We start from the raw sequence: 17,577 nt of genomic DNA on the forward strand, positions 1-17,577 counted from the left end.
CACGCGATAAGCAGTTCCCGAAAATCCACGTAGTCCATGCAATACCCGCAATACCACGCAGTGCGATGTAGATAAAACAACGAGCAACACCACGGCCCCCCGGCCGTTTCTTGAAACAGGCAACACGGCCCGAACCGGTGCGATCCGGCCAGGGCAACACCAACTACAACTCGCCGGCACGACGGTGGGGGAGGACAGGAGAAGGAATCTCCAACGCCCCCGTCCCGCGTAAACGGCATCAAGAGGACACGGACATGGCGCATTTCGAACTGATTGAAAAGATGGCACCCAATGCGGTGATCAAGGTGATTGGCGTGGGCGGCGGCGGCGGCAACGCCGTGGCGCACATGGTCAGCACCAGCGTGGACGGCGTGGAATTCATCACCGCCAACACCGACTCGCAGGCCATCAAGAATTGCGGTGCCAAGCTGCAGCTGCAGCTGGGTACCAACGTCACCAAGGGCCTGGGTGCAGGCGCCAACCCGGAAGTCGGCCGCCAGGCCGCGCTGGAAGACCGCGAGCGCATCATGGATGCCCTGCAGGGTGCGGACATGGTGTTCATCACCGCCGGCATGGGCGGTGGCACCGGCACCGGCGCAGCCCCGGTGGTTGCCCAGCTGGCCAAGGAGATGGGCATCCTGACCGTCGCCGTGGTCACCAAGCCGTTCCCGTTCGAAGGCCGTCGCCGCATGCAGGTCGCGCTGAAGGGCATCGAGGAACTGAGCCAGCACTGCGATTCGCTGATCACCATCCCGAACGAAAAGCTGATCACCGTGCTGGGCCGCAACGCGACCATGATCCAGGCCTTCCGTGCCGCCAACGACGTCCTCCAGGGCGCCGTGCAGGGCATCGCCGACCTGATCGTGCGTCCGGGCCTGATCAACGTCGACTTTGCCGACGTGCGCACCGTCATGTCCGAAATGGGCCTGGCGATGATGGGTACCGGCACCGCGCGTGGCGACGACCGCGCCCAGGCCGCCGCCGAAGCCGCCATCCAGAACCCGCTGCTGGACGATGTGAACCTGGCCGGTGCCAACGGCATCCTGGTCAACATCACCGCCGGCGCCGACTTCACCATGGCCGAGTTCGACGAGATCGGCCGCACCATCGATGGCTTCGCCTCCGAAGACGCCACCGTGGTGGTGGGTACCGTGCTGGATCCGGACATGCAGGACGAAGTCCGCGTGACCGTGGTCGCCACCGGCCTGAACCGTGCCGTGGCCGCCAAGACCCAGCGTCCGGGCGAGCGTGCACCGATCAAGCTGGTCCGCAACGCCACCACCGGCCAGCCGGAGTTCGGCGAGTTCGACACCGGCGGCGATGCCGTGTCCAAGGCCGTGGGTGGCATGGGCATGGGCCTGCGTCGTCCGAGCGCGGACGCGCCGTCCGCGTCGACCCCGTCGTCTTCGGCGCCGGCCGCCGCCGAGCTGCCCAACGACTACCTGGACATCCCGGCGTTCCTGCGCCGCCAGGCGGACTGAGGAATGCGTGCCGGGGTCTTGTCCTCCCCGGTAGGCGCCTCCATGTCCCTTGCTGCCGGGCCCGGAGTGGCCCGGCAGTCTGCCGCCCGTGTTCTGGTTCAGAAAGGGGTGGTGGTAGTGCGTGTTATTCTTGTTTGTCTCAGCCGCGCTGACCGCGCGCATTCCCGGTCCTGCCCCCCATGATCCCGCAACGCACCCTCAAGAACACGATCCGCGCCACCGGCGTTGGCCTGCACAGCGGCGACAAGGTCTACATGACCCTGCGCCCGGCCCCGGTCAATCATGGCATCGTGTTCCGGCGGGTCGACCTGGATCCTGTGGTGGAAGTGCCCGCGCGTGCGGACCTGGTCACCGAAGTCACCCTGTGCACCGGGCTGACCTACCACGAGGCCAAGATCCAGACCGTCGAGCACCTGATGTCGGCGCTGGCCGGGCTGGGCGTGGACAACATCATCGTGGAGCTGTCCTCGGCCGAACTGCCGATCATGGACGGGTCCTCCGGTCCGTTCGTGTTCCTGCTGCAGTCGGCAGGCATCGCCGAACAGGACGCCCCCAAGCGTTTCATCCGCATCCTCAAGACGGTGGAAGTCACCGAAGGCGACAAGGTCGCCCGCTTCGAGCCCTACGAGGGCTACAAGCTCGGTTTCACCATCCAGTTCGATCACCCGATGATCCCGGCCAAGCAGTCCCGCGCCGAGATCGAGTTCTCCACGGCCGCCTACACCAAGGAAATCTCCCGCGCGCGCACCTTCGGTTTCATGCGCGACCTGGAGTACATGCGCGAGCGCAACCTGGGCCTGGGCGGTTCGATGGACAACGCCATCGTGCTCGACGAGTTCCGCGTGCTCAACGACGACGGCCTGCGTTATGCCGACGAGTTCGTGCGCCACAAGATCCTCGACGCGATCGGCGACCTGTACCTGGCCGGCGGCCAGGTGCTGGGGGCCTATGAAGGCTTCAAGTCCGGCCATGCGCTCAACAACAAGCTGGTGCGGGCCCTGATGGCCGATGCCAGCGCGTGGGAGTGGGTGAGTTACGACGCGGCCGCCGCCACGGCCCCGGTCGCCTACGGGGCGCCCGCCTACGCGTGACCCGCCCCGCGAGGCTGGCGCAAGTCATTGAATTGATTGAAAACCAAACGGCGCCCAAGGCGCCGTTCTGCGTTCCTGGGGCCAACCCGGGGTGACGTTGACGTCAATGAACCGTCTACGGACGCAGGTCACGGAATTGTGAACCTGATCGAGGTTATTGCTGAATTTAACGAGTTTTTAATAAAAGACTAACGACTGCGCGACGATCGACGGCTACGATGCTGGCCGGTTCCCAGACAAATTCACGTACTCGTGACGCGTCCGGGAAGGGGCCGGATGCCCCGATGCCTTCAGGACCTGGGTAGATCCATGTCCTTCAGGCAAGCCAACGCGTCGCGTAGCCCTTTGTGCGTGGCGGCTGAAACTGCGTGGGGGCCATTCCTGTTATCGATCGCTGGGGAGCGTGGAGGAGGGGCAGACGCGGTTTTGACGGTCACCTTGGTGACCTTCAGCCCGATGGACCGGGCCGCGTCGATCAACTGTGCCTCGGCAAGCCGCAATCTGGCGTGCCACACGGGGGAATCGACGAGAAAAACGAGGTGCTCGCCGTTTACATTCGCCAGCCGGCAACGGGTGGCCAGTGCAGGCGGCAAATGGGGGCGCAATTGACGGTCAAGCGCGTCGAGCCACAGGGCACGACGCAGCGGGTTACCGGCTTTGTCCGCCATGACCACATCCAGCGCCGGCTTCGGCGCTGACGGGGTACGGGCACTGGATTTCGGCTCAGACATGAAAACTCACTGATGGCATTCAAAAAGATCGTAATCAAAACGCGTGAAGGAAAGGCCAAGACGCCCCTGGCGCGTTTGCGTTTCTACTTCGAGGATTCACCCCGTGCCCTGCTGGGCAGTGTGCTGGGGGTAGGCTGCCTGATCGGCTTCGGTGCCGGTATCGGTGGCAGCATGTTCAATGATTCGCGGCTCCACGCCAAGGTCGCCCAGCAGGAACGCGAGCTGGCCCAGGCCCAGAAGGACGCCCAGACCCAGGTCAACGCGCTGGCAGCGCGGATGGGTGAACTGCAGGCCCAGGCCACCCGTCTCAACGCCCTCGGCGAACGGCTGACCCAGATGGGCAAGCTGGAAGATGGCGAATTCGACTTCAACGAGACCCCCGGCCTGGGTGAAGGCGAGCCCGGCCCGACCCAGGACATCCCGGTCAGCGCGGTCAACGCCGACTTACAGGTGCTGGAGCAGCGCTTCGCTGCTTCAGGCCGCCAGTTGTCGGTGATGGAATCGCTGATGTTCGACCACCAGCTCGAGCAGAATGCCGTGCCGGGGCGCATGCCGATCCGCAACACCTACATCACCTCCAACTTCGGCACCCGCAGCGATCCGTTCGGTCGCGGTGCGGCCACCCACAAGGGCATGGACTTCCACGCCAAGGTCGGTGACCCGGTGATGTCGGTGGCCGACGGCGTGGTCAGCTTCGCCGGCGTGAAGGGCGGTTACGGCAACGTGGTCGACGTGGACCACGGCAACGGCTACGTGACCCGCTATGCGCACAATTCCCGGCTGGTGGTGAAGCCGGGCGACCTGGTCCGGGCCGGTCAGGAAGTGGCCAAGGCCGGTTCCACGGGCCGTTCCACCGGTGCCCACGTGCACTTCGAGGTCTGGGAGCGGGGCCAGGTGGTCAACCCGCGCAAGTTCCTCGGTGACGGCGGCAATACCCCGGTCGGGCGCGTTTCGCGCGGCTGATCGCGGATTTCGCTTCGGAAGGGGGTGCTTGAAACGCCAGGCCCCCGACCCAAGCTACAATGGGTGTTGCCATAGACAGGGCGCAGTGCGCCCTGTTTCGTTTGCGGCGGACGATTCCCCCGGGGGAGCGTCGCCGTTGGGGCGTCTCATTCCAACCGGTTCCTTCAATGATCAACAGCCTGCTTACCCGCGTCTTCGGCAGTCGTAATGAACGACAGCTGCGCCAGCTCAACCGCATCGTCGCCAAGGTCAATGCGTTGGAGCCGGAAATCGAAAAGCTCTCCGACGAGCAGCTCAAGGCCAAGACCCCGGAGTTCAAGCAGCGCATCGCTGACGGTGAAGCCCTGGACAAGGTGCTCCCGGAAGCGTTCGCGGTCTGCCGCGAGGCCAGCCGCCGCGTGCTCGGCATGCGCCACTACGACGTCCAGCTGATCGGCGGCATGGTCCTGCACCTGGGCAAGATCGCCGAAATGCGCACCGGTGAAGGCAAGACCCTGGTCGCCACGCTGCCGGTGTACCTGAACGCGCTGGAAGGCAAGGGCGTCCACGTGGTCACCGTGAACGACTACCTGGCCCGCCGCGACTCGGCGCAGATGGGCAAGCTGTACAACTGGCTGGGCCTGAGCGTGGGCGTGGTCTACCCGGGCATGCCGCACGGCGACAAGCGCGAGGCCTATGCCAGCGACATCACCTACGGCACCAACAACGAATTCGGCTTCGACTACCTGCGCGACAACATGGCGCTGTCGCGTGCCGACCGCTACCAGCGCGGCCTGCACTACGCCATCGTCGATGAAGTCGACTCGATCCTGATCGATGAAGCGCGTACCCCGCTGATCATCTCCGGCCCGGCCGATGATTCCCCCGAGCTGTACATCCGCGTCAACCGCGTCGTCCCGCACCTGATCAAGCAGGAGGCCGAGGAAGGCGAGGGCGATTTCTGGGTGGACGAGAAGGGCAAGCAGGTGCACCTGTCCGAAGCGGGCATGGAGCATGCCGAGGCGCTGCTGGTGGAAGCGGGCATCCTCAATGCCGAGACCGAAGGCCTGTACGCGGCGCAGAACCTGACCGTGGTGCACCACCTCAATGCCGCCCTGCGCGCGCATGCCATCTACCAGCGCGACGTGGATTACATCGTGCGCGATGGCGAAGTGGTGATCGTCGATGAGTTCACCGGGCGTACCCTGGCCGGCCGTCGCTGGTCCGATGGCCTGCACCAGGCGGTGGAAGCGAAGGAAGGCGTGCCGGTCCAGCGCGAGAACCAGACGCTGGCCAGCATCACCTTCCAGAACCTGTTCCGCATGTACAAGAAGCTGTCCGGCATGACCGGTACGGCCGATACCGAAGCTTACGAATTCCAGAGCATCTACAACCTGGAAGTGGTGGTGATCCCGACCAACCGCCCGACCATCCGCAAGGACGGTTCGGACCAGGTGTTCCTCAACCGCAACGGCAAGTTCAACGCGGTGCTGGCCGACATCCAGGCCTGCAACGAGCGCGGCCAGCCGGTGCTGGTGGGTACCACCTCGATCGAAACCTCGGAGATGCTGTCCGAGCACCTGAACAAGTCCGGCGTGCGCCACGAGGTGCTCAACGCCAAGCAGCACGACCGCGAAGCGACCATCATCGCCAACGCCGGCATGCCCGGCGCGGTGACCATCGCCACCAACATGGCCGGTCGCGGTACCGACATCGTGCTGGGCGGTTCGCTGGAAGCGCAGCTGCACGAACTGGGCGAAGGCGCCACTGACGAGCAGCGCGCGCAGGCCAAGGCCGAGTGGCAGAAGCGCCATGACGCGGTCAAGGCCGCCGGCGGCCTGCACATCGTGGGCACCGAGCGCCACGAGTCGCGCCGCATCGACAACCAGCTGCGTGGCCGTTCCGGCCGCCAGGGCGATCCGGGTTCGTCCCGCTTCTACCTGTCGCTGGAAGACAACCTGATGCGCATCTTCGCCTCGGACTGGGTCCAGAAGGCGATGCGCATGATGGGCATGAAGGAAGACGACGTCATCGAGGACCGCCTGGTCAGCCGCCAGATCGAGAAGGCGCAGCGCAAGGTGGAAGCGCACAACTTCGACATCCGCAAGAACCTGCTCGACTTCGACGACGTCAACAACGACCAGCGCAAGGTGATCTACGCCCAGCGCGATGAGCTGCTGGACGCCGAGTCGGTCAAGGACAACGTGGACGGCATCCGCGGCGATGTGATCTTCGACATCGTGGCGCGTTTCGTGCCGCCGAACTCGATCGACGAACAGTGGGACCTGGAGGGCCTGGAAGCCACCCTGGCCGCCGACTTCGGCGTGCAGATGGACCTCACCGGCCTGGTCAAGCTGCACGAGGAACTGGACGCTGAGGCGATTGCCGCCAAGGTCCAGGCGCGCATCGACGAGCACTTCGCCGAGAAGGAAAACGGCGTGGGCGAGGAGACCATGCGCGCGCTGGAGAAGCACGTCATGCTGACCGTGCTGGACCAGAGCTGGAAAGAGCACCTGGCACGCATGGACTACCTGCGCCAGGGCATCTACCTGCGCGGTTACGCGCAGAAGCAGCCGAAGCAGGAATACAAGAAGGAAGCGTTCGAGCTGTTCTCGGAAATGCTGGAGAACGTGAAGCGCGAAGTGGTCACCCTGCTGGCGCGCGTGCGCATCCGCAGCGAAGAGGAAGTGGCGGCACTGGAAGCAGCCGAGCGCCAGCAGGTCGAAGCGCGCCTGCTGCAGTCGCAGTTCCAGCACCAGGACGCCGGCGGCTACAGCGCCGACGAAGAGGCGGCGGCCGTGCTTTCGGCGCAGAACGGGGTGGCCCAGGTGCGCCTGGATGAGCCCAAGGTGGGCCGCAACGACCCGTGCCCCTGCGGCAGCGGCAAGAAGTACAAGCACTGCCACGGGCAGCTCACCTGACCCGGACAGCGTAGATCCACGCCCTGCGTGGAGCCCCTCGGGGCACGCAGAAAACCCCGCCGCGTGCGGGGTTTTTTGTTGTCGGCCGTGCGTGGCCCGGTGCGCGTCGCCGCGGGTGCCGGCGCCCGGCCCATTGCGCCGGCAAGGCGGTTTTCGGCATGCTCCCCCCATGCCTTCCCCCAAACGATCGATCCACGTCGTGGCCGGCGTCATCACCGACGCCCGCGGCCGCATCCTGCTCAACCGCCGCACCGAAGACCGCGACATGGGCGGCCTCTGGGAGTTTCCCGGCGGCAAGCGCGAGCCCGGCGAAAGCTCCGAACAGGCGTTGGTACGCGAGCTGCGCGAGGAGTTGGGGATCGAGGCGGAGGTCGGCGCGTGGATCATGGACGTGCCGCAGATGTACCCGGACAAGCGCCTGCGCCTTGAAGTGCGGCGGATCAGCAGCTGGAAGGGCAGCCCGCGCGGCCGTGAAGGACAGGCCATCACCTGGGTCACCCCGGACAAGCTCTCCCGCTATTCGATGCCGCCGGCCGATGTGCCGGTGGTGGCGGCGTTGCGCCAGCCCGACCGCTACCTGATCACCCCCGAACCCGAGGCCGACCACGCCCAGGCCCACCACGACTGGCACCAGCGCCTGGCGCAGGCGTTGGCCGCCGGGGTCAACCGGATCCAGTTGCGCACCCCGGCCAGCCCGGCCCGGGTGGCCCTGGCCGAGCAGGCCATCGGCGCCCATCGCGGTGCCGTGCAGTGGCTGCTCAACCGCGACATCGCGTTGGCCCGCCGGCTCGGCGTGGGCGTGCACCTGGGCGCGGAACAAGTGCTGCAACTGGACGCACGGCCCTTGCCGGCCGGGCAGCTGGTGGCTGCCTCCTGCCACGACCTGGCGCAGCTGCAGGCCGCCCAGCGGCTGGGCTGCGACTTCGCCGTGCTTGGCCCGGTCCAGGCCACCGCCAGCCATCCGGGTGCCACCGCGCTGGGCTGGGAGGCGTTCGAGCAGCTGCGCGAGCAGGTCTCGCTGCCGTTGTATGCGTTGGGCGGGCTGCATCCGGACGATATCGGGAAGGCGCGCCAGCACGGCGCGCAGGGCATCGCCGCGATCCGCGCACTGTGGCCGGCCTGAGCGGCCACGCAGCGCCGCCCGCTGGCCGGCATCCGCAGCCCATCGCCGCTACAAGGTGATCCAGAAACACCCGTACTGGCGACGCAGCCCGAACACCGTGCGCGCCGGCGTGGCCGTGTTGCCCAGGGTCTGCTCCAGGCGCAGCCCCACCGGGCGTGGCCGGCGCGGCGCGACATCGGCCAGCGGCTGCGCATCGCCGCCCGGCAGCGGTGCACTGGCAGGCCCGTCCGTCAGCGCCGCCTCGCTTTGCGGGTACACCGGCGCGATGTCCACCAGTGGCCGCTGCACCACCGCTTCCAGCCGGCCGATGATCTGGTTGGCGGTGGCGTTGGAGACGTTGTTCCACAGATAGATGGAGGACAGCCGGTTGACGTCCTGCTGGCTCACCGCATCGCGGATCTGCCCGGTCAACTCGCTGAGCCGACGCGCGCAGCCGGCGCGGTAGATGCCGGTGTTGCCCACGGTGGGCGTGCGGGCCGGCATGCGTGCGGTGGCGCCCAGTGCGTCGCAGCTACGGTCGGTGAATACGGTCTGGCCCTGGGCGTTGGTGCAGCGGTTCACGCGCTGCGCCTGCGCCGATGCCGGAGCGGGCAGGCACGACGCGCACAGCAGGAGCAGGACGAGCGATTTCATCGCAGCAGAGTAACGATGCGCACGTTATCTGCAAGCGATGTGGCCGCGCTCAGCCGCTTAGCAGTTTCAGCACCTGGGTGGTCGGCTTGGCCAGGTTGAGGGTGTAGAAGTGCAGCCCCGGCGCGCCGCCAGCGACCAGCCGTTCGCACAGCCCGGCCACCACCTCCGCCCCGAACGCACGCACCGATTCGGCATCGTCGCCGTAGGCCTGCATCTTGCGGCCGATCCAGCGCGGGATCTCCGCCCCGCACTGCTCGGAGAAGCGGCGCAGCTGGCTGAAGTTGGAGATCGGCATGATCCCCGGCACGATCGGCACGCCCACCCCCAGCTTGCGCACCGCATCGACGAAGTGGAAGTACGCATCGGCATTGAAGAAATACTGGGTGATCGCCGCATCGGCACCGGCATCGATCTTGGTCTTGAAGTGCTTCAGGTCCAGCAGGGCATCGTCGGCCTGCGGATGGGTCTCGGGGTAGGCGCCCACTTCGATGCGGAACGCGTCGCCGTGTTCGGCGCGGATGAAGCTGATCAGGTCCGAGGCATAGCGCAGGTCGCCGGGGTGGCCCATGCCCGAGGGCAGGTCGCCGCGCAACGCGACGATCCGGCGGCAGCCGATGGCGCGGTACAGCTTGAGCAGCTCGCGGATCTCCTCGCGGCTGCCGCCCACGCAGGACAGGTGCGGGGCGGCGTCGAAGCCATGGTGCTGCTTGAGGTGGCGCACGGTCTCGGAGGTGTAGCTCAGGGTCGAGCCACCGGCCCCGAACGTACAGGAGACATACTCCGGCGCAAAGGCCTTGAGCTTGCTCGCGGTACGATCAAGCTGCGCGCGCTGCTCGTCGGTCTTGGGCGGGTAGAACTCGAAGCTGATGGCGGTCATGGGCGGCGGGAAACGTCGGCGGGTGTGGATCAATCATATCTTTTCATCGCGATGAATGTGAAGTGCGTGAGGCCGGCTGCGGCTGACCGGACAGAACCTGCCGCCGATAAATGCGCTGGCCGACGGCGTCGCGTTCCCGTAGCCGCCGCCCCACGCAGGGCAGGCGATTGCAGGGGCGCCGGCTCGCCGAGACCGCAAGGCTCGTCCGCCTCCCGCGACCGCTCACCGCCTTCTGCGTCCGCTGCTCATCTAATTGCCCGCACCGCCTCGGCGCGCGTCACGCTCCACGCTCATCCAGCAGGAGCCTGCCATGTCGACCGCCCGTCCCCGCCGCATCTACGCCATCGCCCCGTTTGCTGCGCTTGCGCTGACCGCATGGGCCACCTTGGCCAGCCCCGCCCATGCGGCCATCGAGCCGTTCCAGGACCTGCAGGTCGAGGTCATCGGCAGCGGCCGGCCGGTGCTGATGATCCCCGGCCTCAACAGCGGTGCCGAGGTGTGGCGTGAGACCTGCGCCGCGCTGCAGCCGCAGGTGCAATGCCATCTGATCCAGCTGCCGGGCTTCGCCGGCGCGCCTGCCACGGCCAGCGATGATTTCCTGGGCGCCATGCGTGACCGCCTGCTGGCCTACAGCGCGGACCGCAGGCTCGATCATCCGGCCGTGATCGGCCACAGCCTCGGCGGCGTGCTGGCGCTGCAGATGGCGATCGCGGCACCCCGGCACATCGGCCCCCTGGTGATCGTCGATGCCTTGCCGTACCTGGGAGCCGCGCAGAATCCGGCGGCGACGCCGGCCACGCTCGAACCGATGGCCGAGCAGGTGCGGGCCGGCATGCTTGCCGTGGACGCCACCCGATACGCGGCGCAGACCGATGCCGCGGTCGCCAACATGGCGCATGCCCCCGCGCATGTGGCGACCTTGAAGCAGTGGGGGCGCGACAGCGATCGCGGCGCCACCGCCAGCGCGGTGTATTCGATGACGATGACCGACCTGCGCCAGCCGATCGCCGGCATCAGGGTGCCGGTGCTGGTGCTGGGCGCGTGGGCGGCCTACCAGCCGTTCGGTGCGACCGAAGCCAGCACGCGCCAGGTCTTCGAGGCCCAGTACGCCGCGTTGCCCGACGTACGGATCGAGATGAGCCGCGCTGGCTACCACTTCCTGATGTGGGATGATCCGCGCTGGCTGCAGGCGCAGATCCGGGACTTTCTCGACCTGCCCGTGGCGCACTGATCGACAGCGGCGTGGAGACGATGAACACGAGGCAGGCAGCACGCAATTCGGGTTTCTGGTGGGCGAACGCGGGCCTGTGGGCTGGCTACCTGGGCGTGAGCATCGGCATGGGCATCGCCTACCGTGGCCCTTGGTCCGGCGGGACCCTGATCTATGTGATGGTCGCGCTTGGCCTGTTCGCCGGCAGTGCACTGATACGCCACTGGGCGCTTGGCCATGCGTGGCTGCAACGCGATCTGCTGGGGCTGACGTGGCGGATGGCGCTGGCCGTGGTGGGTGTCGCGGCCGCCATCCAGCTCCTCACCGCCGCCGTGCTGCTCCCCGCGCTTGCATGGGACTGGGTGGCGCTGCCGGGACAGCGCGCCTATTACCGGCCGGTCGATACGTTCAACTACTGGCTCAGCACTGCCATCGTGTTGAGCGTGTGGTGCGCACTGTGGACCGGCCGCCGCGCGCTGCATCGGGCCCGCAACAGCGAAATGGCGCACCTGCGCGCCGAAGCGCAGCGGGCGACGCTGGAGCACCAGGCGCTACGTGCGCGGCTCAATCCCCACTTCGTGTTCAACGCGCTCAACAACCTGCGCGCGCTGATCAATGAAGACCCGGCGCGTGCACGCGAGATGGTCACTCATCTGTCCAGCACGCTGCGCCACGCACTGGTGCATACCGATGGCGATCGGGTCACCGTGGCCGAGGAGTGGCGCGTGGTGCAGGACTACCTGGCGGTGGAGGCGATCCATTACGAAGACCGCCTGCGCGTGCGGACCGATATCGATCCGGACGCGCTGCGCGCACGGCTGCCCCCGATGGCGTTACAGCTGCTGGTGGAGAACGCCATCAAGCACGGCATCGCCGTCCACGCCGGCGGTGGCGAGCTGACGATCCGCGTGCGGCGCGAGGGTGGCTGGCTGCGGGTGGAGGTGGACAATCCCGCCCCGCACGAGGCAGGCAGCGAAGGCCATGGTATCGGCCTGGCCTATCTGCGCGCCCAGCTTGGCATCGACGCGGCGGCATCCTCCCTCGACCGGGGCACGTTCCTGCTGGAACGTCAGGGCGAACGCATGCTGGCCCGGTTGGAGGTGCAGCAATGAGTGCGTCACTGCGCGTGCTGATCGTGGATGACGCGCGGCTGGCGCGCCGCGAACTGCGCACCCTGCTGGCGGCGATCCCCTGGGTGGAATGCGTGGGCGAGGCGGACGATGTGCCCGCTGCACGCGAGGCGATCCTGCGCGAGCGGCCCGATCTGGTGCTGCTGGATGTGCAGATGCCCTCGGGCGAAGGCTTCGATGTGCTCGACGGCCTGGAGACGGTGCCGATGGTGGTGTTCGTCACCGCCTACGACCAGTACGCGGTGCGCGCTTTCGACGCCAACGCACTCGACTACCTGGTCAAGCCGGTGGAGGCGGGCCGCCTGCAGGCGGCATTGGAGCGTGGCCGGGAGCGCCTCGCGGCACCGGCCGTCTCCCCTGCGACGAACAGCGCTCGCGATTCGCTGGGCGCTGACGACCAGGTGTTCCTGCGCGATGGCGAACGGTGCTGGTTCGTGGCGCTCGGCGAGATCCGCAAGGTCGTGGTCGACGGCAACTACGCACGGCTGTGGTTCCGCGACCAGAACGCCGTGCTGGCGCGCAGCCTCAGCACGCTGGAGGCCCGGCTGTCGCCGGCGCTGTTCTTCCGCGCCAACCGCAACACCCTAGTCAATCTGCGCCGCGTGCGTGCGATCGAACCGTCCCTCGGTGATGGCTACGACCTGACCCTGGATGACGGCAGCCAGGTCGAGGTCTCGCGGCGCCAGGCGCGCGAACTGCGTGAGCGGCTGGCGCTGTAGGGCGCGCCGCACGCGTTACCCTGTGCACGATCTCCGCCGCCTGCCCGTGCCCATGTCCATCGTCCTCACCGAATTCGCCCGTCCCCGCCTGTTCCCGCGTACCCCGCGCGGCAACACCGTCCAGGACTGCACCGCCGAGCAGTTCCAGGCGTACCTCAATACGCATGCACCGTTGAAGGTGCTCGATGGCTACGCGCCGTTCTGCAAGCTGTTCGTCTACGAGAACTGGACCAGCACGCGCTGCCTCACCGTGCCCATCACCGACGCCAACCGCCACCAGTTGCACACCGGCTACGAGGCGCGCAACCGCAACGAGCTGCCGGTGCTGGTGCGCTGGTTCGAGGGCGTCGAGTCGCCGCGCGCCAACTACCTGGTGGTGATCCTGTACAGCGCCGCGCAACTGGCGCTGGAAGGCTCGCCGATCGACGCCGACTGGGGCATCGTCGGCTGCATCTACACCGCCGAGCCGGAGGAAGTGCCGATGGCCCCGATCACCATGATGCGCAACGCGCTGGGGGTGGACGAGGGCGGTTCCGGGGTGCCGCTGGACCGCGATGCCTACCAGCGCGCCGTGGCGTTCTGGGAGAGCAACGCCAACTGGCGCCCCTGAGCGCCCCGGCCCGCTGCACGCGGCCCCCTATCGACACCCCATGGGGCTACCCGCGGACCGGGGCGGAACGCAGCCACGCATGGTGCGGTGCTACCGGTCTATGACGCGTCCACCGGGATGCCCATGCGCCGGAGCATCGCGGCGAATGCGGCCACGTCCTCCGGCGGGGCCGCCAGCGCAATGCGCAGCGGCGACGCCGCCAGGCCCAGCGCGTCGGTGGTGATGGCGTCCAGGTGCAGCGCCAGGGCGTCGGCCGAGAGCTGCGCCGCGTGGATGCCGCCGTAGGCCGCGCGTGCCTGCGCATGCAGGCAGACATGCACGCCGTCGTGGCCCAGGGCGATGTCCTGCGCGTCGGGATGCTCGGCCTTCTGCAGCAGCAGGTAGCGGCGGGTGTCGTGTGCGTGGTCGGCCAGGCCGGCCATCAGCACGCCGTCGTCCGCGCCGACATGGACGACGGCAGCGATGAAGTCATGCATGCGATGGGGTTCCGTCAACGGTGGGAAGGGTCAGGGCCCACTCCCACCAGGGGTAGTGGTACTCGCGGTCGGTGGCCAGCCAGTGCGCCGCGCAGTCCACGCAGGTGACCGAATGCGCCTCGCCCCAGCCACCCTCGGCCTCACCCACCGCATCGATGACCACGTGCCCGCGGGCGGCCTCGCGACGCGGATCGAAGAACGGGTAATGCGGGTACAGGGCGCACAGGCAGCCGGCCCGATCCCGCCAGAAGCGCAGCCGTCGCAAGGCGAACTGCAGGTGATGGTCGTTGGCGAACAAGGCGCCGCGCAGCGCGATGTGCGCGGTGGCGCGCCCGATCCGTTCGACCCACGGCGCAAGCGCGTCCAGCTCGGCCGGATCGCGCAGTTGGGCGATGGCGCAGGCCGCGCGGTAGATGCGGTCGGGGTCCGACGACAACAGCGCCTGCAGGTGCTGCGCGCCGGGTCCTTCGGTGGGGGCGGCCGGCTCCCGGGAGAAGGGCCAGCGCATCAGCGGGCCCTGCCGATGGCGGCATAGCGGCCATCGGTAAGGCGCAGCAGGTCGGCCGGTGCCACCGCCACCTCCAGCCCGCGCCGGCCGGCGCTGACATGCAGCGTGGCCAGCGCCTGCGCGCTGGCATCGAGGAACGTGCGGTGCTTTTTCTTCTGTGCCAGCGGGCTGATCCCGCCGACCAGGTAGCCGGTGGCGCGCTGTGCCTGTTCCAGCGGGGCCATCTCGCACTTCCTGCAGCCGGCCGCCTCGGCCAGCGCCTTCAGGTCGAGCGTGCCGCTGACCGGCACGATCGCCACCAGCAGTTCGTGCTTCTCCGTGCTGGCCAGCAGGGTCTTGAACACCTGCGCCGGGTCCAGCCCGAGCTGCTGCACCGCCTCGCCGCCGTAGGAGTCGGCATCGGGATCGTGTGGGTAGGACAGCACGCTGTGGACGATGCCGTGCTTCTTGAGCAGGTTGATGGCCGGGGTCATGGGTGCATCGTAACGCGGTGCGGACCGGCCGCCTTGACCGAGGCGACTGCGATCGCGGCGATAATGGGGACAGTCCCGTCTGGAACGATCCCATGCACCTCTCTGGTCACTGCAACGCGCTCAGCTTCGACCGTGATGTGGCGCGCGGACCGTATCCTCCCCAGGGGTTCGTATCGATCGCGGAAGGCGCGCTCGGCAATGGCGATTGTTTCGGGCTGTATTGGCCGTTGGGGCGTGAGGCGGACGCGCCGTTCGTGTGCGAGATGTTCCATGACGAAGGGCGCATGGAACTGCGCCATTCTTCGGTGCAGGTGTTTTCGCGCTGGCTGGACGTGAACGATGGCGACTATGGCGAGCGTGAGGTCGAGGATCCCGGTTCACCGACCCTGCAGTTGGAGCAGGCGCGTGCGCACGTGCTGGCAGGGCAGGTCGAGCAGGCCATTGAACGGCTGCGCGCAGCATGCACGGCGTTTCCGGAGCTTCAGCCGGGCTGGGCGCTGCTGGCAAGCCAGTACCTGCGGCAGGGGCAGCGTGACGCGGCGATCGATGCGGCACGGTCGGCCGTGCTGGCCAACTGGGCATTTGGCATTCCCGAGCCCGGGGTGCTGCGCATCCTGCGCGCTGCCCCGGCCAGCATGGACCCGGTGATCGCCCTGGTGCAGCGGATGGGCTTCGCCTTCGGCGGCGCAAAGACCAATCCGGATTACGCGCTGATGCAGGCCTGCATCGATGACTGCTGGGCGGCCGGTGACGCGCTGACCGCGCTGCGACTGTCGCAGAACCGCTGCTACGTGCTTGCGGGCGAAACGGTGTCGTTCCAGGAACGGGAAGGGTTCGCGCTGTCGCGCTGGCAAGCGGACTTCGCCGCGCAGTGCCAGGCCGTCCTGAGCGACGACCGCAGGTGTTTCGGCCAGGACTGAAGGGCATTCCGGCACAAAAAAACGGGCGCCTTCCGGCGCCCGTCTGTGTTCAACGCACCAGCATCGGCACGCCGATCAGTAGCGGTAATGCTCCGGCTTGAACGGACCGTCCACCGGCACGCCGATGTAGTCGGCCTGTTCCTGGCTCAGGGTGGTCAGCTTCACGCCGATCTTTTCCAGGTGCAGGCGCGCCACTTCCTCGTCCAGCTTCTTCGGCAGCAGGTACACCTTGTTCTCGTAGCTGTCCTTGTTCGCCCACAGGTCGATCTGGGCGAGGGTCTGGTTGGCGAACGAGTTGGACATCACGAAGCTCGGGTGGCCGGTGGCGCAGCCCAGGTTGACCAGGCGGCCTTCGGCCAGCAGGAAGATCGCGTTGCCGTTCGGGAACACGTACTTGTCCACCTGCGGCTTGATGTTGATGTGCTGCACGCCCGGGAAGCCGACCAGCGCATCGACCTGGATCTCGTTGTCGAAGTGGCCGATGTTGCAGACGATGGCCTGGTCCTTCATCGCGCTCAGGTGCTCGATGCGGATGATGTCCTTGTTGCCGGTGGTGGTGACGTAGAGGTCGGCACGGCCCAGGGTGGATTCGATGGTGTTGACCTCGAAGCCTTCCATCGCCGCCTGCAGTGCGCAGATCGGATCGATCTCGGTGACCACCACGCGCGCGCCATAGGCACGCAGCGAGGCGGCGCAGCCCTTGCCCACGTCACCGTAGCCGCAGACCACGGCGACCTTGCCGGCCAGCATCACGTCCATCGCGCGCTTGAGGCCGTCGGCCAGCGACTCGCGGCAGCCATAGAGGTTGTCGAACTTGCTCTTGGTGACCGAGTCGTTGACGTTGATCGCCGGGATCAGCAGGGTGCCGGCCTGGGCCAGCTGGTACAGGCGGTGCACGCCGGTGGTGGTCTCTTCGGAGACGCCCTTCCAGTCCTTGACCACGCGGGCCCAGTAACCCGGACGCTCCTTGGCCACGCGCTTGAGCAGGTCCTTGATGACCTGTTCTTCGTGCGAGGCGGCCTTTTCGTTGACCCAGTTGCTGCCGTTTTCCAGCTCGTAACCCTTGTGGATCAGCAGGGTCACGTCGCCGCCGTCATCGACCACCAGCTCCGGGCCGGTCAGGGTGCCGTCGGGCAGGGTGAAGGTGAGCGCGTCCAGGGTGCAGTCCCAGTACTCTTCCAGCGACTCGCCCTTCCAGGCGAACACCGGGGTGCCCGACGCGGCGATCGCGGCGGCGGCATGGTCCTGGGTGGAGAAGATGTTGCAGGAGGCCCAGCGCACGTCGGCGCCGATGTCCTTCAGGGTCTCGATCAGCACCGCGGTCTGGATGGTCATGTGCAGCGAGCCGGTCACGCGCACGCCCTTCAGCGGCAGGGTGGCGGCGTGCTTGCGGCGGATCGACATCAGGCCCGGCATTTCGTGCTCGGCGATGTCCAGTTCCTTGCGGCCCCAGTCGGCGAGTTTGATATCGGCAATCTTGTAATCACCTTCGGTGGAGAAGGTCTTGGCAACAGCATTCATTGGAAAGCTCCGGTAGTGACGCGCCATGCTCGTCAAGCGCGATGTCGGTCATCGGACACCTGCATGACAGCAAGACTCGCAATCGCCGGGCGCCGTTGGAACGATCCTGGCCACCGAGCCTGGCCGCGCGGACAGGGTCCACAACGGTCGCAGCGCCCCTCGGTGGAGGGTCGCCCATTATATCCCGGCGCGCTGCACTGGCATGAATCCG

17 protein-coding genes and 1 riboswitch are annotated in these 17,577 nt (G+C 67.3%); of the genes, 10 read left to right on the forward strand and 7 right to left on the reverse strand.

The window, feature by feature from the left end; all coding sequences use genetic code 11:
• Positions 1-254 precede the first annotated feature (254 nt).
• Complete coding sequence (gene ftsZ / locus AC1DGC_RS12150; RefSeq protein WP_259209226.1) at positions 255-1,481, forward strand: cell division protein FtsZ; 1,227 nt, start codon at positions 255-257, stop codon at positions 1,479-1,481.
• Positions 1,482-1,660: 179 nt separating this feature from the next.
• Positions 1,661-2,572, forward strand: coding sequence for a UDP-3-O-acyl-N-acetylglucosamine deacetylase (lpxC, locus tag AC1DGC_RS12155; RefSeq protein ID WP_259209224.1), 912 nt, complete (start codon positions 1,661-1,663; stop codon positions 2,570-2,572).
• Positions 2,573-2,862: 290 nt separating this feature from the next.
• Here the strand turns inward: lpxC and AC1DGC_RS12160 are convergent, their stop codons facing one another.
• Positions 2,863-3,303, reverse strand: a complete 441-nt coding sequence (locus tag AC1DGC_RS12160) for a DciA family protein (protein ID WP_259209222.1) — start codon at positions 3,301-3,303, stop codon at positions 2,863-2,865.
• Between the two features lie 12 nt (positions 3,304-3,315).
• Between AC1DGC_RS12160 and AC1DGC_RS12165 the strand changes: the two genes are divergently transcribed.
• From AC1DGC_RS12165 to AC1DGC_RS12175, 3 genes are all read left to right on the forward strand, one after another.
• Positions 3,316-4,266, forward strand: a complete 951-nt coding sequence (locus AC1DGC_RS12165; protein ID WP_038690496.1) for a M23 family metallopeptidase — start codon at positions 3,316-3,318, stop codon at positions 4,264-4,266.
• 167 nt (positions 4,267-4,433) lie between these two features.
• Entirely contained in the window at positions 4,434-7,166 is a 2,733-nt protein-coding gene (gene secA, locus AC1DGC_RS12170) for a preprotein translocase subunit SecA (protein WP_478047949.1), read from the forward strand.
• Between the two features lie 169 nt (positions 7,167-7,335).
• Positions 7,336-8,289 (forward strand): Nudix family hydrolase, encoded by a 954-nt coding sequence (locus AC1DGC_RS12175; RefSeq protein ID WP_259209217.1) that lies wholly within the window; start codon positions 7,336-7,338, stop codon positions 8,287-8,289.
• Between the two features lie 48 nt (positions 8,290-8,337).
• Here the strand turns inward: AC1DGC_RS12175 and AC1DGC_RS12180 are convergent, their stop codons facing one another.
• Both AC1DGC_RS12180 and metF read right to left on the reverse strand, forming a co-directional pair.
• Positions 8,338-8,922, reverse strand: coding sequence for a DUF4124 domain-containing protein (locus AC1DGC_RS12180; protein WP_478047950.1), 585 nt, complete (start codon positions 8,920-8,922; stop codon positions 8,338-8,340).
• Positions 8,923-8,971: 49 nt separating this feature from the next.
• Positions 8,972-9,799: a methylenetetrahydrofolate reductase [NAD(P)H] gene (metF, locus tag AC1DGC_RS12185; protein ID WP_478047951.1), complete on the reverse strand. Its 828-nt coding sequence runs from the start codon at positions 9,797-9,799 to the stop codon at positions 8,972-8,974.
• A 310-nt stretch (positions 9,800-10,109) separates the two neighbouring features.
• On the opposite strand from metF, the gene AC1DGC_RS12190 reads away from it, so the two are divergent.
• The 4 genes from AC1DGC_RS12190 to AC1DGC_RS12205 are packed head-to-tail and all read left to right on the forward strand — an operon-like array spanning position 10,110 to position 13,468.
• On the forward strand, positions 10,110-11,030 hold the full coding sequence (locus tag AC1DGC_RS12190; protein ID WP_478047952.1) for an alpha/beta fold hydrolase: 921 nt from the start codon (positions 10,110-10,112) through the stop codon (positions 11,028-11,030).
• Between the two features lie 20 nt (positions 11,031-11,050).
• Positions 11,051-12,121 (forward strand): sensor histidine kinase, encoded by a 1,071-nt coding sequence (locus AC1DGC_RS12195; protein WP_478047953.1) that lies wholly within the window; start codon positions 11,051-11,053, stop codon positions 12,119-12,121.
• Positions 12,118-12,858 (forward strand): LytR/AlgR family response regulator transcription factor, encoded by a 741-nt coding sequence (locus AC1DGC_RS12200; protein ID WP_478047954.1) that lies wholly within the window; start codon positions 12,118-12,120, stop codon positions 12,856-12,858. The genes AC1DGC_RS12195 and AC1DGC_RS12200 overlap by 4 nt, the downstream gene beginning before the upstream one ends.
• A gap of 52 nt (positions 12,859-12,910) precedes the next feature.
• Positions 12,911-13,468 (forward strand): DUF3228 family protein, encoded by a 558-nt coding sequence (locus AC1DGC_RS12205; protein WP_259209204.1) that lies wholly within the window; start codon positions 12,911-12,913, stop codon positions 13,466-13,468.
• A 98-nt stretch (positions 13,469-13,566) separates the two neighbouring features.
• On the opposite strand, the gene AC1DGC_RS12210 is transcribed toward AC1DGC_RS12205, so the two are convergent.
• From AC1DGC_RS12210 to ybaK, 3 genes are read right to left on the reverse strand one after another with little or no spacing between them, the layout of a single operon-like run.
• On the reverse strand, positions 13,567-13,944 hold the full coding sequence (locus tag AC1DGC_RS12210) for an Imm10 family immunity protein (protein ID WP_394163870.1): 378 nt from the start codon (positions 13,942-13,944) through the stop codon (positions 13,567-13,569).
• On the reverse strand, positions 13,937-14,452 hold the full coding sequence (locus AC1DGC_RS12215) for a hypothetical protein (protein WP_394163871.1): 516 nt from the start codon (positions 14,450-14,452) through the stop codon (positions 13,937-13,939). The genes AC1DGC_RS12210 and AC1DGC_RS12215 overlap by 8 nt, the downstream gene beginning before the upstream one ends.
• Positions 14,452-14,925 (reverse strand): Cys-tRNA(Pro) deacylase, encoded by a 474-nt coding sequence (ybaK, locus tag AC1DGC_RS12220; RefSeq protein WP_259209196.1) that lies wholly within the window; start codon positions 14,923-14,925, stop codon positions 14,452-14,454. Before ybaK ends, AC1DGC_RS12215 begins: the two co-directional genes overlap by 1 nt.
• 2 nt (positions 14,926-14,927) lie before the next feature.
• Here ybaK and AC1DGC_RS12225 point away from each other — a divergent pair, with 2 nt between their 5' ends.
• The gene (locus AC1DGC_RS12225) at positions 14,928-15,845 is read left to right on the forward strand and encodes a tetratricopeptide repeat protein (RefSeq protein WP_478047955.1); all 918 of its coding nucleotides are present in this window, start codon (positions 14,928-14,930) and stop codon (positions 15,843-15,845) included.
• Between the two features lie 75 nt (positions 15,846-15,920).
• Here the strand turns inward: AC1DGC_RS12225 and ahcY are convergent, their stop codons facing one another.
• Positions 15,921-17,366 (reverse strand): adenosylhomocysteinase, encoded by a 1,446-nt coding sequence (gene ahcY, locus AC1DGC_RS12230; RefSeq protein ID WP_259209192.1) that lies wholly within the window; start codon positions 17,364-17,366, stop codon positions 15,921-15,923.
• 80 nt (positions 17,367-17,446) lie between these two features.
• A riboswitch (S-adenosyl-L-homocysteine riboswitch) is annotated at positions 17,447-17,533 on the reverse strand.
• Positions 17,534-17,577: the final 44 nt, after the last annotated feature.

The organism is Stenotrophomonas sp. 05N37, assembly GCF_056397365.1.